Below are 25,610 nucleotides of genomic sequence, written 5' to 3'. Positions count from 1 at the left end.
CCTGCTGGCGGCGCTGCCCATCCCACCGGCGGCCGCTCAGACCGCACCGGGGCCGACGCCCTCCTCCTCCCTCGACCGGAGTCCAACCATGAGCACCATCACCACCAAGGACGGCGTTTCGATCTTCTACAAGGATTGGGGTCCCCGCAGGGGGCAGCCCGTCGTCTTCCACCACGGCTGGCCGCTCAGCGCGGACGACTGGGACAGCCAGATGCTGTTCTTCGCGGACAAGGGCTATCGCGTGATCGCCCATGACCGCCGCGGCCATGGGCGTTCCGCGCAGGTCGGCGAGGGTCACGACATGGACCATTACGCGACCGATGCCGCGGCGGTGGTGGAGCATCTCGACCTGCGCGACGCCATCCACATCGGCCATTCCACCGGAGGCGGCGAAGCCACCCGCTACGTCGCCCGCCATGGCCGGGGGCGCGTCGCCAAGCTCGTCCTCATCGGGGCGGTGCCCCCTATCATGGTGAAGACCGCGGCCAACCCCGGCGGCCTGCCGATCGCGGTGTTCGACGATTTCCGCCGCCAGCTCGCCGCGAACCGGGCGCAGTTCTATCTCGACATCCCGAGCGGCCCCTTCTACGGCTTCAACCGGCCCGGTGCGGCGGTATCGCAGGGCGTTATCCAAAACTGGTGGCGGCAGGCCATGATGGGCGGCGCCAAGGCCCAGTATGACGGGGTCAAGGCCTTCTCGGAGTCCGACTTCACCGAAGACCTCAAGGCTATCGACGTGCCGACGCTGGTCATGCACGGCGACGACGACCAGATCGTGCCCATCGCCGATTCCGCGCTGCTGTCGGTCAAGCTGCTCAAGGCCGGCACCCTCAAGGTCTACGAGTGTTTCCCGCACGGGATGTGCACGACCCACGCCGACGTGGTGAACCCCGATCTCCTGTCCTTCATCGCCGGCTGACGCCCGGCCCCCGATCCGAGGCGCATCCCATGAAGATCGTCATCATCGGCGGAACCGGTCTGATCGGTTCCAAGCTCGCCGCCCTACTGCGTGACCACGGCCATGCGGTGGTCGCCGCGTCGCCCAGCACGGGGGTCGACACCATCACCGGCGTCGGCCTTGCCGACGCCCTCGCCGGCGCCGCGGTGGTGATCGACGTTGCCAACGCGCCCTCCTTCGAGGATCGGGCGGTGATGGACTTCTTCCAGACGTCCGGCCGCAACCTGCTCGCGGCGGAAGCCGCCGCTGGTGTCGGGCACCATGTCGTCCTGTCCATCGTCAACACCGACCGGATGCCCGACAACGGCTATTTCCGGGCCAAGGCGGAGCAGGAACGGCTGGTCGCCGCCTCCGGCATTTCCCACTCCATCGTCCGGGCCACCCAGTTCATGGAGTTCCTTGGGGCCATCGCCGCCACCCACGCAGACGGCGACACGGTGCGGCTGGCCACCGGTCTCTTCCAACCGATCGCCGCCGACGATGTGGCGGCCATCCTGGCCGAGACGGCGCTCGGCGCGCCGCGCAACGGCGTCATCGACATCGCCGGCCCGGACCGCGCGCCGTTCCCGGCGATCGTCGGCCGCTACATGGCGGCGGTCGGCGACGACCGCCGGGTGGTCGGCGACCCGGAGGCCCGTTACTTCGGCGGCCGCGTCGAGGAACTATCCCTGGTGCCGACCGGCGAGGCCCGCCTCGGCCGCATCGGCCTGGACGCCTGGCTCCGCCGGGCACCGCGCCGCTGATCCTGACCACCCATCCGGAGAATTCCCATGACTCGCCATGCCGGCGCGCTGACGCGCGTCCTGCTCTCCACCGCGGCCCTGGCCCTCGCCGCACTGCCGCCGTCCATCGCCCTGGCCGACCTGGCGGAAAGCCGGAACGCCAAGGTCACGCAGGTCTACGAGCACGCGCTGCCGGATGTCCCCGGCAAAAGCATCCGGGGCGTGCTGGTCGAATACGGCCCGGGCGGCTACTCGCCGTCCCACACCCACGCGAAATCGGCGCTCATCTACGCCACCGTGCTGGAGGGGGCGGTGCGCAGCCAGATCAACGGCGGCCCGGTCAGGACCTTCCAGGCCGGCGAGAATTTCACCAAGCTGCCGGGCGACCACCACAACGTCAGCGCCAACGCCAGCGACAGCCAGCCGGCCAAGCTCCTTGCGGTCTTCGTGGTCGACACGGCGGAGACGGAGTTGACGACTCCCGACCGACAGTGATGCCCCCTCCCGGCCGCGAAGGACGGCTGGCTTATCGCAACCAATGGAGCGGCCTCGCAATGAACGCTCCCGACAAGGAAGGCCCCCATGACCCGCACCGTGCTCATCACCGGCTGTTCGAGCGGCTTCGGCGAAGCAACTCCCTGTCTGTTCGCCGCCCGCGGCTGGAACGTCGTCGCCACCATGCGCTCGCCGGGGGCCGGCGGCGAATTCGCCGCGCTGGACCGTGTCCTGGTCACGCGGCTGGACGTCCAGGATCCGGCGAGCATCGAGGCGGCGGTCGCGGCGGCCATCGACCGCTTCGGCCGGATCGACGTGCTTGTGAACAACGCCGGTTTCGGCCTGTTCGGCGTGTTCGAATCCACACCGCGCGAGAAGGTTCTGGGCCTCTTTGCCGTGAGTGAGTTCAACCACGGCATCCATCCTTTCCGAGGTATTCCCGGGGGCTTTGGCCGTCCCGGACCGCGATGTCAGGATGGGTGCGGGGGCGTCGGTTGAAAATTCGGGAAAGACTGGAAAGCTAATCCAGTGTGAGTGGATAATCGTGGCGAACCAGGGCGGCGGCGGTGCGCGTGGACCGGCTGACGAGCCTGACGGCCTTTGTGCGGGTGGTGGAGTGCGGCGGCTTCTCCGCGGCGGCGCGGCGGCTGAACCTGTCCGTCACCATGGTGAGCAACCATGTCCAGGCGCTGGAGGACCGGTTGGCGCTCCGCCTGCTGAACCGGACCACGCGGCGGGTCAGCCTGACCGACGCCGGCCGCCCCTATTACGACCGCTGCGTCACCATCCGCGCCGATCTGGAAGCCGCGGACGAGCTGGCGGTGGCGCTGAACGCGACGCCGCGGGGAACCCTGCGCCTGCACATCGGCACGCACCTCGCCCGCTTCATCGCGCCGGTGATCGGCGACTTCGTCACGCGCTACCCGGCAATTTCGGTGGAACTGACCATCGGCGAGGCTTCGGTGGACATCGTGGACGAAGGATTCGACCTCGCGGTGCACCCGTTGCAGCCGCAGAACACCAGCCTGATCTGCCGGCGGCTGACGCCCTGGCGGCACGTGTTGTGCGCGGCGCCGGCCTATCTGGAAAAGCACGGCATTTCCCAAAACCTGGAGGATCTGGCGAACCATAATTGCCTGCGCTACAGCCATTATCCGTTCGGCAATGAGTGGCGTTTCATCGGACCGGACCAGTCGGGCGTGTCGGCATGGGTGTCCGGCAATCTGCTGACCAACAGCGCGGAAACCCTGCTGCGGGTCGCTTTGAGCGGCGAGGGGCTGCTGCTGCTCCCCAGCTTTATCGTACTGGACGATTTGCGCAGCGGAGCCCTGTGCCGGCTGCTGCCGGACCACCGGCCGGTGGAGTTCGCCATCAACGCCATCTATCCGCACCGGGATCACCTGTCCACCAAGGTGAGAACCTTCATTGACCTGTTGGCCGTGCATTTCGCCCGGCATCGCGAATGGCTGAACCCCTTCGACCCCACCTCTGCACAATCGGAAGCCGGGCCCGACGGGTTGACCCTGCGTCAGGACTGAACAGCCTTAAAAGGCGCCATCAGCACTCGGCCACCGAAACGCTGATAAAATTAGTCCGCGTTTTTGCTTGCGCGGCTGAACGCAGACGGATATTGTCCGCGTTACCGGATGGCGGCCGGATCACGGCGATCAGCAGGGACCGAATGCCCGCTTCCGCCTTTCGCCATTCCCCGGCTGCTCAATCAGGCAACGGATGCCCGTCGGACAGGAGAGGGACTCATGAAAATCGTCGTCATCGGTGGAACGGGACTGATCGGTTCCAAGCTTGTCGCCACCCTGAGCGCCAGCGGCCATGAGGTCGTGGCCGCTTCGCCCAGCAAGGGCGTGAACACCCTCACCGGCGAAGGATTGGCCGGTGCGCTGGACGGCGCTGCGGTCGTCGTAGACGTGTCCAATGCCCCGTCCTTCGACGAAAGGGTCGTGACCGACTTCTTCCGGACCTCCGGCGGCAATCTGGCGGCGGCCGAGGCGAAGTCCGGTGTCCGCCACCATGTCGCCCTGTCGATCGTCGGTACCGACCGCGTCGCCGACCTTGGCTATTTCCGTGCCAAGGTGGAACAGGAACGGCTGATCGCGCAGTCCGGCATTTCCTACACCATTGTCCGCGCCACCCAGTTCCTGGAATTCCTCGCCGGCATCGCCGACGGCCATGCCGACGGCGACGACACGGTGCGGCTGGCGCCGGTGCAGTTCCAGCCGATTGCCGCGGACGATGTGGCGGCCATTCTGGCAGAGACCGCCCTGGCGCAGCCGCTCAACGGCCTCATCGACATTGCCGGTCCGGACCGCGGCCCCTTCGCCGACATCGTCGGCCGTTATCTGACGGCGGTGGGCGACCGCCGCACCGCTGTCAGCGATCCGGCAGCCCGCTATTTCGGCGGCCGCGTCACCGAGTTTTCCCTGGTCCCCACCGGCCCGGCCCGCCTCGGCCAGATCAACCTGACTGACTGGCTCAATCGGTCCAAGGCCGGCGTCTGATCGATTTTCCGCCGCAGGGCGTCGTTAACCGGCGTCCAATCAAAGCCATCGATTGCCGAAGGAGCAGAACCATGAAACGCTTTCTCGCCCCCTTGCTGGTCGCGACCCTGCCGTTCGCCACGGCTCTCGCGGATACTCCCCAGTCGAAAAATGCCAAGGTGACTTTGGTCTACGAACACGCACTGCCCGACGTGCCCGGCAAGAGCGTCAAGGGCGTGCTGGTCGAATATGGTCCGGGCGGCTCTTCACCTGCCCATACCCATGCGAAGTCGGCGCTCATCTACGCCACCGTGCTGGAAGGGGCGATCCGCAGCAAGGTCAATGACGGCCCGGCCAAAACCTATCGTGTCGGCGAGAACTTCACCGAACTGCCGGGCGACCATCATGGGGTCAGCGCCAACGCCAGCGACACCAAGCCGGCGAAACTCCTTGCGGTCTTCATCGTCGACACCGCCGATACGGAGTTGACCACGCCGGACAAGAAGTGACGGAGACGTTGCGGAACAGGGACGGCTTGCACTTTGAAACGCGGATTATTAATGTCCCCGTTCCCCTGTTTTCTAGCGGAACCGGCCATGGCACATCTCACCGTCAGCGTTGAGTACGGCATTCACTGCCTCCTCTGGCTGGTCTCATCGGGCAACCAGCCACTGAGCAGCCGTGACCTGGCCGAACTGCAGGGCATTTCACCGTCGTTTCTGGCCAAGATTTTCCCGAAGCTTGAAAAGGCCGGACTCGTCATGGCCAGCGAAGGCGTGCGCGGCGGCTATCGGCTCGCCAAAGCGCCGGAAGACATCACCTTTCTGGACATTGTCGATGCGATCGAAGGCGACAAGCCGCTTTTCGATTGCCAGGAAATCCGCGGTCGCTGTGCAGTGTTCGGCCAGCGACCGCCCTCCTGGGCGACATCCGGTGTCTGTGCGGTCCATGCGGTGATGATTCGCGCGGAAAAGGCGATGCGGGCCGTACTGGCCCAAGAGACGCTTGCCAACGTTGCCAACACATTCGGCCGGAAGGCCCCGGCAGAGTTCTCCGACGAAATCGCCAACTGGATCCAGGAGCGGTTCAGCGCCCGGACCACAGCACGCACATCGCGATCCAGCTGAAACGCCCCTCAATCCGGAAGCGAAGGGCGGCACGTCAGGCATCAAGCCCGGATCCGCCGAAGAGACCGGGCCGCCCATATACATTTATAGAAAATGAATATTTTCAGCTTGCCATTGATCTTCGTTCTGCAATGCAGTCTGCTTATTATCCGCTTCAGCGTCCGATATGCGTCCCATAAGGCATCAGGCGCCTAGGGCCCACTTCGAACGCGGACTGATGCGACAATCTGCCCATTCTTAAAGATGCATTTTTGTTGCATGTTATTGCCATGGCATCGCGCGATTGGCGCCAACGGCGACGCGCTCGATCCGCCGGACATCCACTCACGCTGAAGACGCCGTCGGCCATCGTCGATCGGGCGCGCCAGCGCACCGGAGCCAAGGAGCTCACATCATGAAGCCTCTCATCCTCACCACGCATCACACGCCGCGCGACCTCAGTGACCGCATCGCCCTGGACTTCACCAAGGCGCTGCGCCTGCTGGCCGACACCTTCTTCGCCAAACGCTACGGGCATCGCGCCATCGTGCTGGAAACGGTGGCGGCGGTTCCCGGAATGGTCGGAGCCACACTGCAGCACCTGCGCTGCCTGCGCCGCATGCAGCACGACCAGGGCTGGATTCACACCCTGCTCGACGAGGCGGAGAACGAACGCATGCACCTCATGACCTTCATCGAGGTGGCGAAACCGAACTGGCTGGAACGCGTCCTGATCCTGCTGACCCAGGGTGCCTTCTACAACGCCTTTTTCCTGCTGTACCTGATCTCGCCGAAGACGGCCCACCGCGTGGTCGGCTATTTCGAAGAGGAAGCGGTGGTCAGCTACACCGGCTATCTCGCCGAGATCGACGCCGGTCGGCACGCAAACCCGCCGGCCCCGCGCCTCGCCATAGATTATTGGAAGCTTCCGGAAACCGCGACCTTGCGCGATGTCGTACTCGCCGTCCGCAACGACGAGGCCAACCATCGCGACGTGAACCACGGCTTCGCCGACACGCTGGCGGGCCGGCCGTCCGCCGACGTGGACCGCCGCGACGAGTCGCGCAAGGCTGCTTGACCGGGAAGGAGCCATTGACCATGAACGCCGCACCCCACCGCACGCACCGGGACATCGTCATCGCCGAACGCGTCGCCGCAACCGGCATCGACGAAGCGATGATCCGGACGCTCGTCCATGCCTTCTACGGAAAGGTTCGAGCCGACGCGACGCTGGGGCCGGTGTTCGACCGGACCATCACCGACTGGGAGCCGCATCTGCGCACCATGGAGGATTTTTGGTCGTCGGTCGCCCTGCTTTCGGGCCGCTACCACGGCCGTCCGATGCCGGTGCATGCCAACCTAGACATCGGGCCGGCGCAGTTTGACCGTTGGCTGCCGCTGTTCTCCGACACCGCCGCCGAGGTCTGCCCGCCCGCCGCCGCCGCTTTTTTCACCGACCGCGCGCGCAACATCGCGCGCAGCCTGCTCACAGGGCTTTATTGGAGTTGTGACAAAGGCAAGCAAAATACAAAAAAACAGGGCGTTGCCCTTTCTTCAAATTCTTGACGACCGTCAAGTAATCGGGGCGTGAAATCCGGGATGTTGGCTTCAGAAGCAACACTCGCCCTGGATTGCATCATGAAAACCAAGACCTTCCTCGCCACCGTCAGCGCCGCCGCCCTCATCGCCCTGTCGGGGATCGGCGCCGCATCGGCCACCACGCTGTACGCCGAGCCGAAGGTCAAGGAGCCGACGGTCGACATCGTCCAGGACCCCGCGGCGGTCCCGGCGCCGGAAGCGGCGGGCACGCGCGCGCCCAAGACCCACAATGTCGTGCTGACCACGACCGAGGTCGAAGCCAGGCTGGATGACGGCACGACCTACACCTACTGGACGTTCAACAACAAGGTCCCCGGCCCGATGGTCCGCGTCCGTGTCGGCGACACGGTGAACGTGTCCATGACGAACGCGCCCGGATCGATCATGAACCATTCCATTGATTTCCACGCGGCCACCGGTTTCCTTGGCGGCGGACAGATCACCCAGGCGGAGCCGGGCCAGACCAAGGAATTCTCGTTCAAGGCGATGGCGCCGGGCGTCTACGTCTATCACTGCGCCACCCCGATGGTCGCCCAGCACATCGCCAAGGGCATGTTCGGCCTGATCGTGGTGGAGCCCGAAGGCGGCCTGCCGAAGGTCGACAAGGAATTCTACGTGATGCAGCAGGAGATCTACGCCACCAAGGCGAAGAACCTGCCGGCGGCGGAGGACGACTACGACGGCCTGGTCAACGAGAAGCCCGGCTATCTGGTGTTCAACGGCGCCGTGGGTGGGCTGGTGAAGGACAAGCCGCTGAAGGCCAGTGTGGGCGAAACCGTGCGCATCTGGTTCGGTGTCGGTGGGCCGAACTTCACCTCGTCGTTCCATGTCATCGGCGAGATCTTCGATCGCGTCCACAATCTCGGTGCCCTGGACACGCCGCCGCTGAAGAACGTGCAGACGGTCACGGTGGCGCCGGGCGGGGCGACGATGGTGGAGTTCAAGGTCGACTATCCGGGCAAGTACGCCTTGGTCGACCACGCTCTGAGCCGCGCCACCAAGGGGCTCATCGGCATTCTGGAAGTCGATGGCAAGGCGGACGACAGCGTCATCCTCGACAAGAGCGGCGACTCCCGCAAGCATCTCGGTGAGATGAAGCATTGATCCCACCCCGGTGGGATGCGCAGGGGGAGGGTGGGGGGCGAGACCCTTGCCTTCCTCCGTTGGGCATTTCCCGCTTGCCACGGGTGCTTGGCCGTGCCGTTTGCGCGAGGACAAAGAGGCCCGCGCATCATCGTGGCATGATCCGGTTATGACCTTTCCATCCTTTTATGATGCGGCGCCGCGGCTCGTCGTGTGCGATCCGCTCAGCGCGTTCCTCGGCGCGGCCGAGGACAGAAGCTCCGGATCTCGCAAACGGATGCTGCGCTGGAACTCGTCGCTCCAGTCGATGAGGACATAGTGATTGAACCGCTCCGGATTTTCCGAAGGCCATTTGGTCTGGGTCAGGTCGCCACGGCCCGAGGATACCGACAACTGTATCAGCGAGCCTCAGGGATCGGTGCGGCCGTGGGCCGCGCGGAACCAATGCTCCGCCTGCTGACGACAGGTTTCGGCATTGACGGGATCGCTCGGCGTCGCTGGCGCGATTCACTATGGCCCTTTGCCTTCGTGCGCCGACACCTCAACCGGTCGCGTCTCGCTTCCTGAACATGTCCTTGTGCTGCGAACTGAGTTCGTTCTTTAGAATCTTTCCCATAGCGTTTCGGGGCAGGGCATCCTGGACGATCACGGCCTTGGGCAGCTTGTATCCGGCGAGTTCGCGCGCCGCCCGTGCGAGAATGGAGGCTGGATCGAGCGGTTCGCCGCCCGGTTGGCGCTCGACGGCGGCCACCACGCCCTCGCCGAAATCGGGGTGGGGAACGCCGAAGACCGCGGTCTCGCCCACCCCCTCGATGCGGTTGAGCACGATCTCGACCTCGCGCGGATAAACATTGTAGCCGCCGGAAATGATGATCTCCTTCGCGCGGCTGACCAGCGTGAGACGGCCGTCCGGCGCGGCGCGCGCTAGATCCCCCGTCATGAAGAAGCCGTCCGGCCGGAAGTCCGCCGCCGTCTTCTCCGGCATTCGCCAATAGCCCTTGAACACGTTCGGACCGCGCAGTTCGAGGCCGCCGACCGTGCCCGCAGGCTGCGGCTGTCCGGCGGCGTCCACAACCCGGACCTCCAGCCCCGGCAGGGGGTAGCCGACCGTGCCGGGCAGACGCTCGCCGTCGAGAGGATTGGAGGCAATGATCGTGGTTTCCGTCATGCCGTAGCGTTCGAGAATCCGATGCCCGGTGCGAGCCTCGAACGCCTCGAAGATTTCCCGTGACAGAGGAGCTGAGCCGCAGGTGAACAGGCGCATGGTTCCGCAGCGCTCCCTGGCGAGCCGCGGGTCGGCCAGGAGGCGCGTGTAGAGCGTCGGGACGCCCATGAACACGGTGCTGTGCGGCAGATGCCCGATCACGGCGTCGGCCGTGAATTTGGGAAGGAAAACAGAGGATGCGCCCGCATACAGCATCGAGTTCAAGGCGATGAACAGGCCGTGTGCGTGGAAAATGGGCAGCGCATGCAACAGCACGTCGGCTTCGGAGATGCCCCAAAGCGCGTTCAGCGTGCGGGTGCCAAAGGCCAGATTGCCGTGGGAGATCATGGCGCCCTTGGGGCGCCCCGTCGTTCCGGAGGTGTAGAGGATCGCCGCCACATCGTCGGGGCCGACCTCGGCGACACGCTCCCAGGGCGGCAGACCGCGGCACGCCGCCGTCAGGCTTCCTTCGCCGTCCGGATCGAGCGTGAAGGTTCGGCACCCGGCCGGCGGCGCCAGATCGCCGACGACCGGAGTCTGTCCAACGAACACCGTGGATTCCGCGTCGTCGAGAAAGTAGCGCAGTTCGGCCAGCGTGTAGGCCGTGTTGAGCGGCAGGTAGATCGCCCCGAGTTGCAGGACGGCAAGATAAAGGCACACCGCCTCCGGCGACTTCGCCACCTGCACGGCGACCCGGTTTCCCGGACCGACGCCGGCCTCGTGAAGGACGTGCGCCATGCGTCCGGCGGTCCGCCGCAGGTCCGCGTAGGTCCGTGTCCCCCCCGTGTCGGTTCGCAGGGCCACCCGCGCGTCGGACGCCGCTCCGGGTTTCAAAAGCAGGCTGTAGAGATTGTGCGTCATTCCGGTGTTCCTGTCGCCGCGATGCGGGCCATGTGATTCCGAGGCGAAGGACGGTTCGCTTCAGGGAATGAGCACGATCGATCCCGTCGTGCGGCGGGCTTCCAGGTCGCGGTGCACCGATGCGGCCTCGGTCAGCGGCGCCCGATGGGCGATGCCGACCTGGACCCGGCCCGAGGCCAGGGCCTCGAACAGCCCGCCGGCCAGGGTCTCGATGTCGTCGCGGCTGCGGGTGACGGTGGCCAGGGTCGGCTTGGCGAGGAAGATCGAGCCCTTCTGCGCCAACACGCTGATATCCAAGGACGCCACCGGGCCGCTCGCCTGTCCGAAGCTGACCATCAGGCCGAAGGGCTTCAGACAGTCCAGCGACGCCATGAAGGTGTCCTGCCCGACGGAGTCGTAGACAACGTCGACACCGCGACCGCCGGTGATGTCGCGGACGCGCGCGGCGAAATCCTCCTCGCGGTAGAGGATGACGTGATCGCAGCCGGCGCCTCGGGCGACGGCCGCCTTTTCCGGCGAGCCGACCGTGCCGATCACCGTCGCCCCCAAAGCGTGCGCCCACTGGCACAGCATCTGGCCGACGCCGCCCGCCGCGGCGTGCACGAGAAGGGTTTCCCCCGCCTTGACCGGATGGACGCGATGCAGCAGATACTGCGCCGTCGTCCCCTTGACCATCGCGGCGGCGGCCACCTCGTCCGACACCGTGTCCGGCAGCTTCACCAAGCGGTGCGTGGGAACGATGCGCCGCTCGGCGTAGGCGCCGAGCAGCATCCAGTAGGCGACGCGGTCGCCGGGCGTCACATCGGTGACGCCGGGGCCGACCGCCTCGACGACGCCGGCGCCCTCCACGCCCAGCACGGCCGGGCGCGGGATCGCGTACTGCCCGGAGAGGGCTGAGCGGTGATAGGTGTCGATGAGGTTGACGCCGATCGCCGTGTGGCGGACCAGGGCCTCCCCCGGGCCGGGCGGCGGCACGGCCACCTCCTCCCAGACCAGGGCTTCGGGACCACCGGGCTGGTGGACGCGGATCGCATGAACCATGATCGGTTTCCCTTTCACGCCGATGTCAGCCGTCCGGTGATCAGGGCGAAGACGGCGCTGAAATCCTTGTTCCCGTGACCGTGCTCCACAAGCATCTGGTAGAGCGCAGCGGCGCTGCCGGCGAGGGGCGTGGCGGCGCCGCTGGTGGCAGCCGCGTTCTGGGACAGGCGCATGTCCTTCAGCATCATCGCCGCCGCGAAGCCCGGCTGGTAGTCGCGGTTGGCCGGCGATGCCGGCACCGGCCCCGGGACCGGGCAATAGCTCTGCAAGGCCCAGCAATTGCCCGAGGACACGGTCATGACATCGTAGACCGTCTGGTGGTCGAGCCCGAGCTTCTCGGCCAGGGCGAACACCTCGCTGATGGCGACCATGCTCATGCCAGCCATCATGTTGTTGCAGATCTTCAGGGCCACGCCGTTCCCGGATGCGCCGACATGGAAGATCTTGGGCCCCATGGCGGCCAGCACCGGGCGGGCGCGCTCGAAGCCCTCGGCGGTGCCGCCGACCATGAAGGTCAGGGTGCCGGCCTGCGCCGCCGGAACGGCGCCGGACACCGGGGCGTCCACCATGACGAAACCGGCCTCGGCCGCCGCCTTGCTGACCGCCCGCGCGCTCTCCACGTCGATGGTGGAGCAGTCGATCAGCATCGTGCCCGGACGGGCGTGCGCCAGCACGCCACCCTCGTCCTCGCCCCCACCTTCGAAGGCGGCCCGCACATGCTTTCCCGTCGGGATCATGCTGATGACGGTGTCGGCATCGGCCAACGCCTCGGCCAGCGTGGCCGCCGCGCGACCGCCGGCGGCGGCGTAGGCGTCGCGCGCCGCAGCCACGACGTCATACCCGACGACGTCATGCCCGGCCTTGGTCAGGTTGTCGCACATGGGACGGCCCATGTTGCCGAGTCCGATGAAAGCAATCCGCGCCATGATTTTTCTCCGGAAGGGTCTGTGAGTGGGTCACTTCTTGACCAGGGAGCACTTGCTTTCGCTCAGGGGGATCGCCGCCTGATCGCCGGGAATGGTGCGCTGAACCTTGTAGTAATCCCAGGGTCCCTTGGACTCGGCCGGAGTCTTGACCTCGATCAGGTACATGTCGCGGATGACCCGGCCGTCCGCGCGGACCTTGCCGCCCGTGGTGATGAGATCGTCGACCGGAAGTTCCCGCATCTTCGCGGCGACCACGGTGCCTTCGTCGGTGCCCGCCGCCTGCATCGCCTTCAGGTAATGCGTCACCGCCGAGTACACGCCGGCCTGGACCATGTTGGGCTTGCGCTTCATGCGCGCCTCGAAGCGCTCGCCCAGCTTGCGGCTGCCCTCGTCGCGGTCCCAGTAATAGGCCGTGGTCGCGATCAGCCCCTTGGCGTTTTCGAGGCCAAGCGCGTGCACGTCGCTGATCAGGACGGCCAGCCCGACGAGCTTCTGGCCGCTGCTGGTGATGCCGAACTCGGCGGCCTGCTTGACCGCGTTGGTGGTGTCCGTCCCGCCGTTGGCGAGCCCGATGATCGCGGCCTTGGACGCCTGCGCCTGGAGAAGGAAGGATGAGAAATCGCTGTTGCCGAGCGGGTGCCTGACCTGCCCCAGCACCTTGCCGCCGTTCTCCTTGACCGTCTTGTCGATGTCGGCGGACATCTGATGACCGAAGGCATAGTCGGCGGTCAGCATGAACCAGTCCTTGCCGCCGTCCTGGACCACGGCGCGGGCGGTTCCGACCGCCTGGGAATAGGTGTCCCACATCCAGTGGAAGCCGTTGGGCGAGCAATCTTCGTTGGTGAGGCGTGTCGTCCCCGGACCGGTGGCCAGGGTGATCTTCCCGCGTTCGCGGGCGAGGTTCTGGACCCCGATGGCGATGGCTGAATTGGTCAGGTCGGCGATGGCATGGACGCCCTGGGTGTCGAACCATTCGCGGGCCTTCGCCAGCCCGATGTCGGGCTTGTTCTGGTGGTCCGCCGACAGGATCTCGATCTTCTTGCCCAGAACCTGGCCGCCGAAATCCTCGACGGCCAGTCTCGCCGCCTCGACCGAACCGGCGCCGCCGAATTCGCTGTACAGGCCCGACTGGTCGTTCAGAACGCCGATCCGGATGACCTCGGCGGCCTGGGCCGCTCCCGCCGTCAAGGTCGTCGTGGCCAGAAGCGCGGCGATGAAGGACGTACGCATTCTTGTTTCCTCCCCTTTTTGATGAGTTCTTGATCAGTCCATGTTGATGATGACCGTCTTCTTGTGCGTGAAGTGGTCGAGCATCGCTTCGAGGGATGCCTCCTTGCCAAGGCCGGACTGCTTGAAGCCGCCGTAGGATAGGCCCGGCTGAACCACGAGGTTCTGGTTGACCTGCACGAAGCCGGCCTGGAGCCGCCGGGTCGCGTCGAGGGCGGTGCGGAGATCGCGCGTCCAGATGGTCGCGGCGAGGCCGAAATCGCTGTCGTTGGCCATGGCCAACGCGTCCTCGTAGTCGCGGAAGGCGATCACGCAGGTGACCGGTCCGAAGATTTCCTCGCGGGCCAGCCGATGATCGTTGGCAAGGCCGGTGAAGAGGACGGGCTGCACGAACAGGCCGCGCGCCAACCGCTCGTCCGTCGGCAGGGCCGAGCAACGGTGCGCCACCGCGCCCGCCGTCGTCTCGCCGAGCGCGATGTAGGACCGCACCCGGTCGAATTGCTGCGGCGAGATGATGGTGCCGATGTCCGTCGCCTCGTCCAGCGGGTCGCCCATGGTCATGGCGTCGACCTTCGCCTTCAATTTTCCGATGAAGGCGTCGTGAAGGCTCTCGTGGACGAAGATGCGCGAGGAGGCGGTGCAGCTCTGGCCTTGCCGCGTGAAGCGCATGCCCGCGACGGCGCCGTCGATGGCCTTGTCGAGATCGGCGTCGCCCATCACGATCATCGGGCTTTTGCCACCCAGCTCGAGGGTGACGGGGATCAGCTTGTCGGCCGCCAGATGCGAAATGATCTTTCCCGTCTCCACCGAACCGGTGAAGGTCACCTTGCCGACCCCCGGATGGGTGACCAGGGGTGCGCCGCATCCGGGGCCGTCACCCGACAGGATGTTGAGGACACCCGCCGGCAGAAGCTGGTTCATGACCTGGATGACGCGCAGGGCCGCGAGAGGCGCCTCCTCGGCGGATTTGACGATGACCGCGTTTCCGGCGACCAGAGCCGGCGCGATCTTGAGCGCCATCAGATACAGCGGCACGTTCCATGGGATGATGGCGCCGACGACGCCGATCGGCTCGCGCTGGGTGAAGGTCAGCATCTTCGGGTGGAACGGTACGGTTTCGCCCTTCAGCTCGGACGCGAGCCCGCCATAGAAGGTCAGGGTGTCCGCCACCAGCGACGCCTCGACCCGGCTTTCGGTGCGAATGGCCTTGCCCGTCTCCAGGGCGAGCAAACGCCCGATCTCCTCGGCATGGCCGACCAGACGGCGCCCGCATTCGACCAGCAGCCGGCCCCGCTCGCGCGCCGAAAGGCGAGCCCAGGCGCCTTGCGCCGCGACCGCCGCGCGGACGGCGGCGTCGACGTCCCGCTCGCCGCCGTCCGCCGCCGTGGCGATCACGTCGCCCGTCGCGGGGTTCACGACATCGAAGGTCTTCCCGCTGGCCGCCGGCCGGAGTTCGCCGCCGATCAGCAGCAAACCCGACAGCTCGCGTGCGAGGGCATGGGGGGTCGTGTTCAGAACCAGGTTCTGGTCGGTCATGGACGGTCTCTTTTTGAATGGGGCCGGTCGAATGCGGCTGGTGTGCCGATCCGGTGCGCGCCGGGGGGCGGAGGCGGTCAGGACGCCCGGCGCTGCGACCAGACCCTCAGGGCGTTGGTGAACTCGTCCGACCGCAGGCTCGCGGCGAAGGCCGCTTCCGCCGCCCGATCGTCCAGCTCGCCGCGGGCGATGTCGTTGAGCGCGCGTTTCATGCCGGCGATGGCCTGCGGCGCGCAGGCCGTGATGCGTCCGGCCAGTTCGTCCACGGCGGCCGGGAGGTCGTCGGGATGGACGACCCGGTCCAGGAAGCCGATGCTCAGCAGGTCGTCGCCGGCGATCGTTTCCGCCGTGAGAAACAAGCGCTTGGCCGCGTTGAGGCCAAGCCGCGACACGTAGCGGCGAAGGCCGCCGGGGTAGAAGTGTATGCCAAGCTGCCCGGCCGGCATGCGCATGCGCATTCCGGTCACGCCGATGCGGAAGTCGCAGGCAAGCGCCAAGTCGGTGGAGCCACCATAGACGCTGCCGTTGAGGGCGCAGATCGTCGGCATACGAACGGCTTCGACGCGATCGCACAAGCGCGCGAAGGCGTTCTCTCCGTCCTGGCCGTCCGCGCCGCCGCGCTGGGACGACTGGGCTGCGCTCAGGTCGTACCCGGACGAGAAGCTCGGCCCCGTCGCGGTCAGCACCAACACGCGAACGGACGGGTTCGCTTCGGCGGCCGCGATTTCCTTTTGCAGAATGGCGATGTCCGCCACGTCGATCCGATTGTGCTGAAGCGGGCGGTTGAGCCGGATGGTGCCCACCGCGTCCTTCACGGTCAATTGGGGGGCTGTCGCCGGCCCGTCCGATTGACCCCGTGGCGTCCCGTTCATCGTTTCCTCCCAGGTGCCGTCATTGGCGACGGCGCGGTCCTATGGATACCGCCTTTGTTTTTCTAAAGAACCATGAGTGAATTCATGCATACCAGAGAGTGATAATGGAATGCAACATGGAAAGTTTGGCACGCTTATGGTTGGTGGGCCACGCAAAGAGTGGCGACGGTTTGCTGTGTACCTTTGCGCGTTGGGAAGGGCCAAAAGCCTCTGCTGGATGAGGGTGCGCTGCGCTCTGCCACGGCCTGATTTCTCTGCCGGCTTCGGTTGCTCGGTCGACCAAAATCGAGTTTTGGCATACCATCACATTGACGCCGACCAGCGGACGCGATACCGTTGACCAATCCCGATTTGCCAACGGATCATGCCATGCAGGCGGAAAAGCCAAGCCGCGTAACGGAAATGCGGCAGGTGCTCGAACAGGAAATTCTGGGCGGGATCATCGCGCCCGGCGAGCGCCTGGACGAACGGGCTTTGGCCGAACGGTTCGGCGTGTCACGGACGCCGGTGCGCGAGGTGCTGTCCCAGCTTGGCTCGAGCGGCCTGGTCACGATAAAGCCGGGAGCCGGCGCGTCCGTATTGCGGATGTCCGCCAAGCAACTCGTCGGCATGATGGAGGTTCTGGTCGAACTGGAATCGCTGGCCGCCAGCCTTGCCGCCCGCCGCATGGGAATCGCCGGGCGCAAGCGTCTTCTGGAAGTGCACGAGGCGAGCCGCGCCGCCGCCGAGGCCAGCGACATCGAGGCCTACGACAATCTCAATCGCGAACTGCATGAGTTGATCTACGCCGGAAGCCGGAACGAGCATCTGGAACATCAGGCGAAGCTCATTCGCAGCCGCTTGCGCATCTACCGCCAGTATCCGTTCCAGCACACCGCGCGTCCTTTGAAGTCCTACACGGAACACGACCTTTTCGTGAAAGCGATCCTGGAAGGGGATGGCGAGGCCGCGCGCCGGCACATGCACGACCACATGACCACGGGCGGAAGCATCTGGGTCGATATGGTGGTCTCAATGCCGCCCGTCGGTGACCATGAGTAGCGGTATTGTTTTCTGAGCATATTTGCCGGGCGTTGCTGCGAAAAAGCCGGGCTGAATGTGTTCGGGAAACGGGAACCAACCCAGGTCCGCCACTGCCACTGCCACTGCCACTGCCACCGCCACTACCACTACCACCAAGGCTGGTATCAAATGCGCGACCGGTTGTCGTTCATCCGCGCCATCGGCCTTGGTCGCGCGACGATGACGAGTGGCATTGCCAACCTCGCCATGACTTTCCGACGCCTGATCTGGCTCGGGGGCGAACTGCGCCCGTATAGTGCCACCCCCTCAGCGTATTTTCGCCTTTCCAGCCAAAACTGAGAATTCAGCCCCCTTGAGAACGCCGCTTCTCGGCGCGTTGGCAGTCTGCTCGCCGATCGTACTCAAGACGGCATACTCCCTCCGTCGCGGCCCCCGGTTCTTAGCGCGAGCATCAACAGCGCCCGGCTTTCGCGCCGAACCGCCTCAGAGTCCGTATCCCCATGTCGGTCCACACAAAGCGGTTGGCCGATTCTGATAGGCGCTTTGTCCGGAATTGCCCTCAGCCGCTTGTTGAGTCAGCGAATGGTATGCGGTGCAATGTATACCACAGCAGCGCTGAAGCGGAACGTCCGGATCTTTTCGGCCATATCCGCAGGTGAAGGCTGCCCTTTGCAACCTGAAGCAACGGAGCATCGCCATGCGACCGATTCCGGTGACCGTGCTGACCGGATTTCTCGGGGCCGGCAAGACGACCCTGCTCAACCGCATCCTGGCGGAGTGCGGTGGCGGGCGGACCGCCGTCATCGTCAACGAATATGGGGAACTTGGCATCGACGGGCTGCTCGTGACGGCAACGGACGAGACGATCATCGAGCTGAACAATGGTTGTGTCTGTTGCATCGTCCGCGGTGATCTGATCGAGGCGTTGGTAAAGCTGGCCGAGGGCGAACGCGGATTTGACCGGGTGGTGATCGAAACGAGCGGCCTTGCCGACCCGGCTCCCGTCATTCAATCCTTCGTGCTGGACGAAGGGCTGCGTGGCCGCTTCGCGCTGGACGCCATCATCACCGTGGCCGATGCCCGCCACCTGCCCCTGCAACTCGGTCATGACGAAGCGCGCGAACAGGTTGCCTTCGCGGACGTTATCCTGCTGAACAAGATCGACCTGGAACCCGCCGCGGCGCTCGACGCCGTGGAACGCGAGATTCGCCGGCTCAACCCGCTGGCGCGCATCCACCGCACCGAGGAGTGCGCCCTGCCGCTCTCGGAGATCCTCGGCATCGGCGCCTTCGACCTGCAGAACATCCTGCGCCTCGACCCCGATATCCTGGATGAGCATGAGCATGAGCACGAACACGACGCCGGCATCGGCTGCGTGGCCTTTCGCGAGCCCGGACGGCTCGACCCGGCGGCCGTCGACCGCTGGCTCAACCAGCTTGTTCAGGACAAGGGGCGCGACCTGCTGCGCGCCAAGGGCGTGCTGGATCTCGACGGCCAGGGCCGCCGCTTCGTCTTTCACGGCGTCCACATGACGCTGGACGGGCGGCCGGGCCGGCCTTGGAAACCCGGCGAGGAACGTCTGAACCAGCTCGTCTTCATCGGCCGCGACCTCGATGCCGAAACGCTGCTGGAGGGACTTCGCGGCTGCGCCGTCCCGGCGGACGCCGCCGTCCTCTGACGCTTCTGATTCCGTTCCCGATTTCAGGAAGCATCCAATGAAGCTGCAACATTACCTCGGGGGCCTGGAAGGTCTCGGCCCCATCACCATCGAAACGCGCGTCTTCGTGGAGGAGTGGGAGAAACGCATCTTCGGCATTCACACGGCGATGATGGCGCTCAGCCCGCAACTGCCGCTTCCACCTACGCCGAGCGCCTTTCACACCGTCTGGACCTGGGCCCATCTGCGTACCGGGGCCGAAGGGCTCAACCCCTTCGATTACTTCAAATACCGCTACTACGAGAAGTGGCTGGGCGGCATCAGCGGCTACTTCATCGAGAACGGCTACATCACGGAGGAGGAGTTGGACGCGCGCACGGCCGAGTATCTCGCCGATCCGGCGAAGCCTCTGCCGCAAGGCGGCGCGCCGGAGATCGACCAGCGCGTCGAACGCTATCTGGCGGAAGGGGATTCCCCGAAGTGTGACGTCGCGATCCAACCCGACTTCCGGGAAGGCGACACGGTGACGGTCAGGAACGTGCCGACGCTTGAGCACACCCGCCTTCCCGGCTTCCTGCGCAACCACAGCGGCGTGGTCGAGACGGTCTACCCAGGTGCCTACGGCTATCTGACCGACACCGGGGCGGACGGCGTCGGCGCGCCGATGCCCGTCTATTGCGTGCGCTTCGAGGCCAAGGACCTGTGGCCCGGCAACACGGAGCCGAATGTGACGCTCTACGCCGATCTCTACGCCTCCTACGTCACCAAGCCCGCCGCCTGACCGGAGCCATCGAGAATGACCGAACGTTTCCACCATCCCGACGACCGCGAGGCCCGGAGCGCCGCGCGCGTCCGTGCCCTTGAGGCGCTGCTCATCGAAAAGGGCGTCATCACCAGCAAGACCGTGGACACGGTGCTGAACGTGTTCGAAACGAAGATGGGCCCGTTCAACGGCGCCAGGATCGTCGCCCGCGCCTGGGTCGATCCGGCTTTCAAGCAACGGCTGATCGAGGATGCGCCGGCCGCCATCGCCGAAATGACGGATCTGCCGGAAGGCATGGCCGGCGCCGAGGGCGAGCACATGCGCGCCGTGGCGAATGGCGAGGGTGTCCACAACCTGGTCATCTGCACGCTCTGCTCCTGCTATCCCTGGCCGGTGCTGGGATTGCCGCCCTACTGGTACAAGGACCCGACCTTCCGCAGCCGCGCCGCCCGCGAGCCGCGCGCGGTGCTGAAGGAGTTCGGGCTCACCGTGCCCGAAAGCACCGAGGTCAAGGTCTGGGACAGCAGCGCGCAGATCCGCTGGTTCGTCATTCCCGAGCGCCCCGCCGGGACCGAGGGCATGAGCGAAGGCGAACTTGCGGCCCTGGTCACGCCGGAAGCCATGATGGGCGTGGCGGTGGCGGCGTCCGCCTGAACCCCGAACCCGCCCCACAACATCGTCAGGAGGACCGGGCATGCTCACCCGCTTCGAACATTTCGCCCTGACCAGTATGGCCGGGGCCGAGGATTCCCCGCCCCGGGCCAACGGCACCCTCTGCTTCGCGGAGGAATGGGAGCGGTCGGCCTTCGGGGTGGCGCTCGCCCTGGCCCGGGAGGGCCATTTCGAGTGGGAGGATTTCCGCCGGAACCTGATCGCCGCCATCGGCGACTGGGAGCGGACCCAGGCCCCCGATGGCCCCTCCTGGAACTACTACGAACAGTGGTTGAGCGCCCTGGAGGCGACGATCCTTCAATCCGGCCTCGCGACGCCCGACGAGTTGTCGGCCCGTCTTGTCACGGCCACCGCGACCGCGCCAGCCGACACGCGGCCGGCCTGATACCAACCATCCGAACATCGGGAGACGTCCATGCACATCGAACCCGGCATGCTGTCCGCCGCGAAGATCGTCGGCGCCAACGCGGCCGCGCTCAGCCTTCTCGCCTCGCACACTCCGGCCTTCCTGCGCCGGCCTCTCGAATGGGGCAAGGCGCTCCTGGCGGCCATCTTCTTCTCGGTCTTCATGGAGTTCTGGCACCAGCCGGTCGGCCCGTCGGAACTGCACTTCATCGGCGCCTCGGCCATCTATTTCATTTTCGGATTTCCCGCGACCCTGTTCGGGTTCGGCATTGGCCTGACGCTGCAGGCCCTTCTGTTCGAGCCGCAGGATCTCGCGCATCTCGCCGTGAATTCGCTGTCGCTGATGGTGCCGCTGGTTGCCGCACACGCCATGGGTGGAAAGCGCCTGCTGGAATCCGGTGGACTGGCCTCGATCCGTTGGTCGTCGGTGCTGCGCTTCGACGCCGTCTATTACAGCGGCGTTGTTGCCATGGTCGGCTTCTGGCTGATGCTGGGCGAGCGGGCGACACCGTTCGCGGATTGGGCGGTCTTCGCCGCTGCCTATTTGCCGGTCGTGCTGTGCGAACCGGCGATCAGTTGCGGGCTTCTGCGGGCGCTGGGCCGGCTGGACGCCGGCAATCCGCTGCTTCGCGTCACCACGCTCCGCAGCCCGGCTCTTGCCTGACAGTTGGTATGCCAAATACAATCGGGCGGCTGTGCCCTTTGGCCGCCCGATTGCAGGAAGAGCGTCTTTCATGCGGATTGTGCTTCTCGCCCCTCCCGGGGTTCAGGCGTTGGATGTAGTGGGGCCGGCGGAGGTGTTCTGGGAAGCGGCGCGCCGTCTCGGCGATCCGAAGGCCTACGAGGTGCAGGTGATGGGCACCGCGGAGGGGCCGGTTTGCGGAACCGGCAGCCTGCGGTTCCTCGCCGATCGAACGATCCACGACCCCGACCAGCCGATCGACACGTTGCTGATCGCCGGTGACCCGTCGTTCAGCGCCATCGATCCGGCGGTGATCGACTGGCTCAGGCGCCGCGCGCCCGAAGTCCGCCGCTACGGGTCGATCTGCACGGGGGTGTTCCTGCTGGCGGCCACCGGCCTGCTTGATGGCCGCCGTGTCACCACCCATTGGGAATGCGCCGACAAACTTCGCGCTGAGTTTCCAACCCTGACGGTCGATTCGGACCAGATCTTCATTCGCGACGGCAACATCTCCACCGCCGCCGGCGTCACCTCCGGCATCGACTTGGCGCTATCCCTGCTGGAGGAGGACCACGGGCGGGAACTGGCGCTGCTGGTCGCGCGCTACATGGTGATGTTCCTGAAGCGGCCCGGAGGGCAGTCGCAATTCAGTGCCCATCTCGCCGCCCAGGTGTCAAGCCGTACCGGAATCCAAAAGATACAGGCGTATGTGCTGGACAATCTTTCCGCCGATCTGTCCGTGGAGGCCTTGGCGTCCCAGGCCGGCATGAGTTCGCGGAATTTTGCCAGGGTGTTCAAGCGCGACGTCGGCCGCCCTCCGGCCGATTTCGTGGAAGCGGCGCGGCTCGACGCGGCGCGCCGGATGCTGGTCGATTCATCCACGCCGCTCCAGCGGGTGGCTCATATTTGTGGGTTTGGTGACGCCAGTTCGATGAGGCGGGCGTTTGTTCGCAATCTCGGCATCAATCCGGTTGACTACCGGAAGCGCTTTCGCACGACGACGACGGCCTGATCCTGAACTGTATGAATTGGCGTGAAGCAAGAGCTCTGTCGCGGGAACGGGACAGGCCTGCAGATCGCCCCAAGATCGCACGTTGCCGACGATGGCCGGGCCAAACTTCTGAACCCGGACTTCCGGCGAGGACACCGTCACGAACGATGGGCCGCCGCCATTGCCCTGACAATGCGTGCTCTCGGAAGACCCGTCACAGCGGCTGCAAAGGCATCGTCAACGTCACCCACGTGCCGGCGTGCCGCCTGTCATAATTCAACTGCGCACCCAGGCTGGTTGCCATCGTCTGGACGATCCGGGTTCCAAGACCGGTTCCCCGCGGAGCGTCGTCACGGGAGAAGCCGACGCCGTCATCCTCCACGCTCACCGACAGATTCCCATCGGCGGCCTTCGCACGGACCCGGATGCTGCCGGTTCGGCCGTCCGGGTAGGCGTACTTGCAGGCGTTCGTGACCAGTTCGGTCACGATCACTGCCAGGGACACGGCCTTGTCGGTTGGCACCGATACGGCGTCGGCGACGACGATGAAGCTGTCCGGGCGCCGGGACGCCATTGCGGTGTGCATTCCGGCGAGAAGCGTTTCCAGATACAGGTCGATGCGGACGGAGCGCACGTCGTCGGACGTGTACAGGCTGCGGTGGATGCCGGAGATCGCGATGATGCGCGCTTGGGTCTCCCCCAGCGCGGCCCGGGCATCGGGGTCGGAGAGGCTGGATTTCTGCATCTGGATGAAGGCACCGACCAGGGCCAGGCTGTTGGCGACGCGGTGGTTGACCTCCCGCAGAAGCAACTCCGCACGGTCCCGCGCGGCGCGCACGTCCTGATCCGCCCGTTCCCGCTCCCGGCGAAGATGAGCCTTCTCCAGGGCCTGCTCGATGGCCGCCACCAGCAGATCGAAAAATTCCTCACCGGCCTCCTTGGGAACGTAATCGTCCGCGCCGGCCTTCAGCGCTGCGACGGCTACCCGCGTGTCGCCGGCACCCGTGACATAGACGACCGGGGGCGCGTTGTCGCGCGATAACAGGGCGGGCAGGATGTCCAGCCCGGTCGCCCCCGGCATCTCGTGATCCAGCCCGACCACCGTGATGCCGCCCAGGTCCAGCCGTCTCAACCCCTCCTGGCCATCCGGCGCACACTCGACGGCGTAACCGCGCCGTTCGAGCTTGCGTTGCACCAGCCGCGCCATGGCGACGTCATCGTCGATGTAGAGGATGCGGACGGCTGGGTCGGTCATGCCACCGCCTCGGGAATCTGCATGATGGAAAACAGCAGCTCCAATTTCCGGATCGCGGTGGCGAAGCTCTCGTAATTCACCGGCTTGGTGACGTAGACATTGGCTCCGATATCGTAGCAGCGCTGGATTTCCTGGCGGTCGTCGGTCGTGGTCAGCACCACGACCGGGAAGCGTTTTGTGTAGGGGTTGGTCTTGAGCCTCGCCAGGATATCGATCCCCGTCATGTCCGGAAGGTTCAAGTCCAGAAGAATGAGAAGCGCCCGCCCCATGCTCGCTTGCCCGCTTCCGTCCGGGCCGAACAGGTAGGCGAGCGCGCTCGTGCCGTCGCTGAAGGAGACGATGTCGTTGGTCGCGCCGGACCGCCGGATGTTCTTCTCGATCAGCCGTGCGTGGCCCTCGTCGTCCTCGATCATGACGATGCACGCCGACTGTGTGTCACGCGTCATGGACGGTCTTCTCCAAAGACAGGGCGAGGACTTTGGGAAGGGTTATGCGAAAGACGCTGCCCTGTCCAGGAACCGATTCGACGGTCACTTCGCCTTGCAGGCGCCGGATGAGCGTCCGGACATAGGCGAGCCCGATCCCCTCTCCGGGGCGATCCTGCACGCCGGAGCGGCGGAACAGCTCGAAGATCCGTTCGTGGTCCTGCGGCGCTATTCCGCGCCCATTGTCCGCGACTTCGAAGATCAGGCGGTTCTCCTCGACCCGCCCGTGGATGGCGATCCGTCCCGTCCGCGCCGGATCGAGATACTTGATCGCGTTGTCGAGCAGGTTTCCGAACACCTGCTCCAGCGCGAGCCGGTCCGACAGCAGGGACGGCAAGGGTTCCTTGATGTCGATGGTGCAACGCTGCTCGCTGGCCTGATGGCGAAGGCTGGCAACCACGTTTTCCAGCAGCGCCTGCATGGAGACGGGTTCCGGGTTCAGCGTCCGGCCGCCCTGGCGCGACAGGGCGAGGATGGCGTTGATCAGCCGGTCCATCTTCGTCGTCGATGCGCGGATGAAGCCGATGGCTTCCGGCATGTCCTCCGCCACGGCGCGGCGCGCCTCCGACGCGGTGGCGTCATCGCCGTCCGACGGCAGGCGGTCGAGATGGGCGCGCACGCTGGCCAGCCCCACCTCGAATTCGCCGGTGAAGCCCATCACGTTCACCAGCGGCGCGCGCAGGTCATGGCTGACGATGTAGGCGAAGCGCTGGATTTCGTCGTTGGCCCGTTGCAGCTCCATCGTGCGTTCCGACACGCGCTGTTCCAGGGAGTCGTTGAGGGCCTGGATCGCGCGCTGCGCCCGCATGAGGCCCCGCGTGTAACGGAGCGCGATCCAAACGGCGCCACCGACGACCAGAACGATGAACAGGCCGCCCAGGTTGGCCACCCAACCCGATGCCCTGGCCTGCCCGATCAACGCGCTGAGCTGGGTGTCGAGCTGGGCGTCGGCGGGGGTGATCAGGTCGGCGAGCGAGCGGCGGGCATCGTCCATCAGCATCATGCCGCGACCGGTGCGCACGACGGCCAGGGCCTCGTCCCGGCGCCCGGCCTCCATCAGCGTGATGGTCTGCGCCAACTCTTCCCGCTTGGCGTCGGCGAGGACGGCGAGGCGGTCGATGATGCGCAACTCGTCGGCATCCCCGCCGGCGAGGTCCCGCAACCGGACGATCGTGCTGTCGACCGCGGCGTTGGCGGCCTCATAGGGCTTGAGATACTGACGGTCCTCGGTGAGGAGATACCCCCGCTGACCGATCTCGGCGTCCTGCAGCTGGCTGAGGAGCGTCCCGGCGGCGACCCGCAGTGCGGTTATCCGGCCGACGGACCTGGAAAACGTCTGTGTGCTGTCGGCCAGCCATCCCGACATCGCGACGATTCCCAGCAGCGTCAGCGCGGCGGCGAGCAGCATCAGAAGGGCTCGCCGGGTGACGGCGGCGCTGAACATGTGCATTGCAGACGACCGACCCGTGCGGGAATGAGGTGGGTCTCTATAGCAATTCACCGCTCAATTGGCAATTTGGGCTGCACCATCAAGTTGTCGACGGGGTGGTCC

Annotated in this window: 28 protein-coding genes; 19 read left to right on the top strand and 9 right to left on the bottom strand. The window is 65.9% G+C overall.

Going from position 1 to position 25,610, the window contains the following annotated elements; genetic code table 11:
• The first annotated feature begins 88 nt into the window (after positions 1-88).
• The 11 genes from ACWPXE_RS21880 (at position 89) to nirK (ending at position 8,479) form a co-directional block, all read left to right on the top strand.
• Positions 89-919 (top strand): alpha/beta fold hydrolase, encoded by an 831-nt coding sequence (locus ACWPXE_RS21880; RefSeq protein ID WP_454019475.1) that lies wholly within the window; start codon positions 89-91, stop codon positions 917-919.
• A gap of 29 nt (positions 920-948) precedes the next feature.
• A complete protein-coding gene (locus ACWPXE_RS21875; protein ID WP_454019474.1) occupies positions 949-1,701 on the top strand; it encodes an SDR family oxidoreductase in 753 nt (250 codons plus the stop codon).
• Between the two features lie 27 nt (positions 1,702-1,728).
• Complete coding sequence (locus ACWPXE_RS21870) at positions 1,729-2,175, top strand: cupin domain-containing protein (RefSeq protein ID WP_454019473.1); 447 nt, start codon at positions 1,729-1,731, stop codon at positions 2,173-2,175.
• Between the two features lie 87 nt (positions 2,176-2,262).
• Positions 2,263-2,673, top strand: coding sequence for an SDR family NAD(P)-dependent oxidoreductase (locus tag ACWPXE_RS21865; RefSeq protein WP_454019472.1), 411 nt, complete (start codon positions 2,263-2,265; stop codon positions 2,671-2,673).
• 74 nt (positions 2,674-2,747) lie between these two features.
• Positions 2,748-3,713 (top strand): LysR family transcriptional regulator, encoded by a 966-nt coding sequence (locus ACWPXE_RS21860; RefSeq protein WP_454019471.1) that lies wholly within the window; start codon positions 2,748-2,750, stop codon positions 3,711-3,713.
• A 219-nt stretch (positions 3,714-3,932) separates the two neighbouring features.
• Complete coding sequence (locus ACWPXE_RS21855) at positions 3,933-4,691, top strand: SDR family oxidoreductase (RefSeq protein ID WP_454019470.1); 759 nt, start codon at positions 3,933-3,935, stop codon at positions 4,689-4,691.
• Between the two features lie 71 nt (positions 4,692-4,762).
• Positions 4,763-5,179, top strand: a complete 417-nt coding sequence (locus ACWPXE_RS21850) for a cupin domain-containing protein (RefSeq protein WP_454019469.1) — start codon at positions 4,763-4,765, stop codon at positions 5,177-5,179.
• An 87-nt stretch (positions 5,180-5,266) separates the two neighbouring features.
• On the top strand, positions 5,267-5,797 hold the full coding sequence (locus tag ACWPXE_RS21845; protein ID WP_237907079.1) for an RrF2 family transcriptional regulator: 531 nt from the start codon (positions 5,267-5,269) through the stop codon (positions 5,795-5,797).
• Positions 5,798-6,191: 394 nt separating this feature from the next.
• A complete protein-coding gene (locus ACWPXE_RS21840) occupies positions 6,192-6,854 on the top strand; it encodes an alternative oxidase (protein WP_454019468.1) in 663 nt (220 codons plus the stop codon).
• Between the two features lie 20 nt (positions 6,855-6,874).
• Entirely contained in the window at positions 6,875-7,342 is a 468-nt protein-coding gene (locus ACWPXE_RS21835) for a group III truncated hemoglobin (RefSeq protein ID WP_454019467.1), read from the top strand.
• A gap of 72 nt (positions 7,343-7,414) precedes the next feature.
• A complete protein-coding gene (nirK, locus tag ACWPXE_RS21830) occupies positions 7,415-8,479 on the top strand; it encodes a copper-containing nitrite reductase (RefSeq protein ID WP_454019466.1) in 1,065 nt (354 codons plus the stop codon).
• A 520-nt stretch (positions 8,480-8,999) separates the two neighbouring features.
• Here nirK and ACWPXE_RS21825 read toward each other — a convergent pair.
• From ACWPXE_RS21825 to ACWPXE_RS21800, 6 genes are all read right to left on the bottom strand, one after another.
• Positions 9,000-10,523, bottom strand: coding sequence for an AMP-binding protein (locus tag ACWPXE_RS21825; RefSeq protein WP_454019465.1), 1,524 nt, complete (start codon positions 10,521-10,523; stop codon positions 9,000-9,002).
• Between the two features lie 60 nt (positions 10,524-10,583).
• Entirely contained in the window at positions 10,584-11,564 is a 981-nt protein-coding gene (locus ACWPXE_RS21820; protein ID WP_454019464.1) for a quinone oxidoreductase family protein, read from the bottom strand.
• Between the two features lie 14 nt (positions 11,565-11,578).
• Positions 11,579-12,490 (bottom strand): 3-hydroxyisobutyrate dehydrogenase, encoded by a 912-nt coding sequence (mmsB, locus tag ACWPXE_RS21815; RefSeq protein ID WP_454019463.1) that lies wholly within the window; start codon positions 12,488-12,490, stop codon positions 11,579-11,581.
• A gap of 30 nt (positions 12,491-12,520) precedes the next feature.
• Entirely contained in the window at positions 12,521-13,720 is a 1,200-nt protein-coding gene (locus ACWPXE_RS21810; protein ID WP_454019462.1) for an ABC transporter substrate-binding protein, read from the bottom strand.
• Between the two features lie 33 nt (positions 13,721-13,753).
• On the bottom strand, positions 13,754-15,253 hold the full coding sequence (locus ACWPXE_RS21805; RefSeq protein ID WP_454019461.1) for an aldehyde dehydrogenase family protein: 1,500 nt from the start codon (positions 15,251-15,253) through the stop codon (positions 13,754-13,756).
• A gap of 77 nt (positions 15,254-15,330) precedes the next feature.
• The gene (locus tag ACWPXE_RS21800) at positions 15,331-16,056 is read right to left on the bottom strand and encodes an enoyl-CoA hydratase/isomerase family protein (RefSeq protein ID WP_454019460.1); all 726 of its coding nucleotides are present in this window, start codon (positions 16,054-16,056) and stop codon (positions 15,331-15,333) included.
• A 405-nt stretch (positions 16,057-16,461) separates the two neighbouring features.
• Here ACWPXE_RS21800 and ACWPXE_RS21795 point away from each other — a divergent pair, with 405 nt between their 5' ends.
• From ACWPXE_RS21795 to ACWPXE_RS21760, 8 genes are all read left to right on the top strand, one after another.
• The gene (locus ACWPXE_RS21795; protein WP_376997234.1) at positions 16,462-17,166 is read left to right on the top strand and encodes a GntR family transcriptional regulator; all 705 of its coding nucleotides are present in this window, start codon (positions 16,462-16,464) and stop codon (positions 17,164-17,166) included.
• 150 nt (positions 17,167-17,316) lie between these two features.
• Complete coding sequence (locus ACWPXE_RS21790) at positions 17,317-17,487, top strand: hypothetical protein (protein ID WP_454019459.1); 171 nt, start codon at positions 17,317-17,319, stop codon at positions 17,485-17,487.
• A gap of 358 nt (positions 17,488-17,845) precedes the next feature.
• Complete coding sequence (locus tag ACWPXE_RS21785) at positions 17,846-18,826, top strand: CobW family GTP-binding protein (RefSeq protein ID WP_454019458.1); 981 nt, start codon at positions 17,846-17,848, stop codon at positions 18,824-18,826.
• A 37-nt stretch (positions 18,827-18,863) separates the two neighbouring features.
• Positions 18,864-19,586 (top strand): nitrile hydratase subunit beta, encoded by a 723-nt coding sequence (gene nthB / locus ACWPXE_RS21780; RefSeq protein ID WP_454019457.1) that lies wholly within the window; start codon positions 18,864-18,866, stop codon positions 19,584-19,586.
• Between the two features lie 15 nt (positions 19,587-19,601).
• Positions 19,602-20,222: a nitrile hydratase subunit alpha gene (gene nthA, locus ACWPXE_RS21775; RefSeq protein ID WP_454019456.1), complete on the top strand. Its 621-nt coding sequence runs from the start codon at positions 19,602-19,604 to the stop codon at positions 20,220-20,222.
• Positions 20,223-20,262: 40 nt separating this feature from the next.
• A complete protein-coding gene (locus ACWPXE_RS21770) occupies positions 20,263-20,625 on the top strand; it encodes a nitrile hydratase accessory protein (RefSeq protein WP_454019455.1) in 363 nt (120 codons plus the stop codon).
• A gap of 30 nt (positions 20,626-20,655) precedes the next feature.
• Positions 20,656-21,309: an energy-coupling factor ABC transporter permease gene (locus ACWPXE_RS21765; protein ID WP_454019454.1), complete on the top strand. Its 654-nt coding sequence runs from the start codon at positions 20,656-20,658 to the stop codon at positions 21,307-21,309.
• Between the two features lie 70 nt (positions 21,310-21,379).
• Positions 21,380-22,339, top strand: a complete 960-nt coding sequence (locus ACWPXE_RS21760; protein ID WP_014198964.1) for a GlxA family transcriptional regulator — start codon at positions 21,380-21,382, stop codon at positions 22,337-22,339.
• A 193-nt stretch (positions 22,340-22,532) separates the two neighbouring features.
• On the opposite strand, the gene ACWPXE_RS21755 is transcribed toward ACWPXE_RS21760, so the two are convergent.
• The 3 genes from ACWPXE_RS21755 to ACWPXE_RS21745 are packed head-to-tail and all read right to left on the bottom strand — an operon-like array spanning position 22,533 to position 25,508.
• The gene (locus ACWPXE_RS21755) at positions 22,533-23,573 is read right to left on the bottom strand and encodes a sensor histidine kinase (RefSeq protein WP_454019453.1); all 1,041 of its coding nucleotides are present in this window, start codon (positions 23,571-23,573) and stop codon (positions 22,533-22,535) included.
• Positions 23,570-24,019, bottom strand: a complete 450-nt coding sequence (locus ACWPXE_RS21750; RefSeq protein ID WP_454019452.1) for a response regulator — start codon at positions 24,017-24,019, stop codon at positions 23,570-23,572. The genes ACWPXE_RS21755 and ACWPXE_RS21750 overlap by 4 nt, the downstream gene beginning before the upstream one ends.
• Positions 24,009-25,508 carry a sensor histidine kinase gene (locus tag ACWPXE_RS21745; RefSeq protein ID WP_454019451.1) on the bottom strand — a complete coding sequence of 500 codons (1,500 nt, stop codon included), beginning with the start codon at positions 25,506-25,508 and terminating at the stop codon, positions 24,009-24,011. Before ACWPXE_RS21745 ends, ACWPXE_RS21750 begins: the two co-directional genes overlap by 11 nt.
• Positions 25,509-25,610 lie beyond the last annotated feature (102 nt).

The organism is Azospirillum sp. Marseille-Q6669 (assembly GCF_965111635.1).
This window is presented reverse-complemented; position numbering and strand designations above follow the sequence as displayed.

Coding starts and splice junctions, on each gene's coding strand:
- ACWPXE_RS21870 (WP_454019473.1), top strand. CDS start 1,729: ATGACTCGCCATGCCGGCGCGCTGACGCGCGTCCTGCTCTCCACCGCG.
- mmsB (WP_454019463.1), bottom strand. CDS start 12,490: ATGGCGCGGATTGCTTTCATCGGACTCGGCAACATGGGCCGTCCCATG.
- ACWPXE_RS21745 (WP_454019451.1), bottom strand. CDS start 25,508: ATGCACATGTTCAGCGCCGCCGTCACCCGGCGAGCCCTTCTGATGCTG.
- ACWPXE_RS21755 (WP_454019453.1), bottom strand. CDS start 23,573: ATGACCGACCCAGCCGTCCGCATCCTCTACATCGACGATGACGTCGCC.
- ACWPXE_RS21750 (WP_454019452.1), bottom strand. CDS start 24,019: ATGACGCGTGACACACAGTCGGCGTGCATCGTCATGATCGAGGACGAC.
- ACWPXE_RS21880 (WP_454019475.1), top strand. CDS start 89: ATGAGCACCATCACCACCAAGGACGGCGTTTCGATCTTCTACAAGGAT.
- ACWPXE_RS21770 (WP_454019455.1), top strand. CDS start 20,263: ATGCTCACCCGCTTCGAACATTTCGCCCTGACCAGTATGGCCGGGGCC.
- ACWPXE_RS21845 (WP_237907079.1), top strand. CDS start 5,267: ATGGCACATCTCACCGTCAGCGTTGAGTACGGCATTCACTGCCTCCTC.
- ACWPXE_RS21855 (WP_454019470.1), top strand. CDS start 3,933: ATGAAAATCGTCGTCATCGGTGGAACGGGACTGATCGGTTCCAAGCTT.
- ACWPXE_RS21790 (WP_454019459.1), top strand. CDS start 17,317: ATGCGCGACCGGTTGTCGTTCATCCGCGCCATCGGCCTTGGTCGCGCG.
- ACWPXE_RS21865 (WP_454019472.1), top strand. CDS start 2,263: ATGACCCGCACCGTGCTCATCACCGGCTGTTCGAGCGGCTTCGGCGAA.
- ACWPXE_RS21785 (WP_454019458.1), top strand. CDS start 17,846: ATGCGACCGATTCCGGTGACCGTGCTGACCGGATTTCTCGGGGCCGGC.
- ACWPXE_RS21810 (WP_454019462.1), bottom strand. CDS start 13,720: ATGCGTACGTCCTTCATCGCCGCGCTTCTGGCCACGACGACCTTGACG.
- ACWPXE_RS21760 (WP_014198964.1), top strand. CDS start 21,380: ATGCGGATTGTGCTTCTCGCCCCTCCCGGGGTTCAGGCGTTGGATGTA.
- ACWPXE_RS21825 (WP_454019465.1), bottom strand. CDS start 10,523: ATGACGCACAATCTCTACAGCCTGCTTTTGAAACCCGGAGCGGCGTCC.
- ACWPXE_RS21840 (WP_454019468.1), top strand. CDS start 6,192: ATGAAGCCTCTCATCCTCACCACGCATCACACGCCGCGCGACCTCAGT.
- ACWPXE_RS21805 (WP_454019461.1), bottom strand. CDS start 15,253: ATGACCGACCAGAACCTGGTTCTGAACACGACCCCCCATGCCCTCGCA.
- nthB (WP_454019457.1), top strand. CDS start 18,864: ATGAAGCTGCAACATTACCTCGGGGGCCTGGAAGGTCTCGGCCCCATC.
- ACWPXE_RS21765 (WP_454019454.1), top strand. CDS start 20,656: ATGCACATCGAACCCGGCATGCTGTCCGCCGCGAAGATCGTCGGCGCC.
- nthA (WP_454019456.1), top strand. CDS start 19,602: ATGACCGAACGTTTCCACCATCCCGACGACCGCGAGGCCCGGAGCGCC.
- ACWPXE_RS21875 (WP_454019474.1), top strand. CDS start 949: ATGAAGATCGTCATCATCGGCGGAACCGGTCTGATCGGTTCCAAGCTC.
- ACWPXE_RS21820 (WP_454019464.1), bottom strand. CDS start 11,564: ATGGTTCATGCGATCCGCGTCCACCAGCCCGGTGGTCCCGAAGCCCTG.
- ACWPXE_RS21850 (WP_454019469.1), top strand. CDS start 4,763: ATGAAACGCTTTCTCGCCCCCTTGCTGGTCGCGACCCTGCCGTTCGCC.
- nirK (WP_454019466.1), top strand. CDS start 7,415: ATGAAAACCAAGACCTTCCTCGCCACCGTCAGCGCCGCCGCCCTCATC.
- ACWPXE_RS21835 (WP_454019467.1), top strand. CDS start 6,875: ATGAACGCCGCACCCCACCGCACGCACCGGGACATCGTCATCGCCGAA.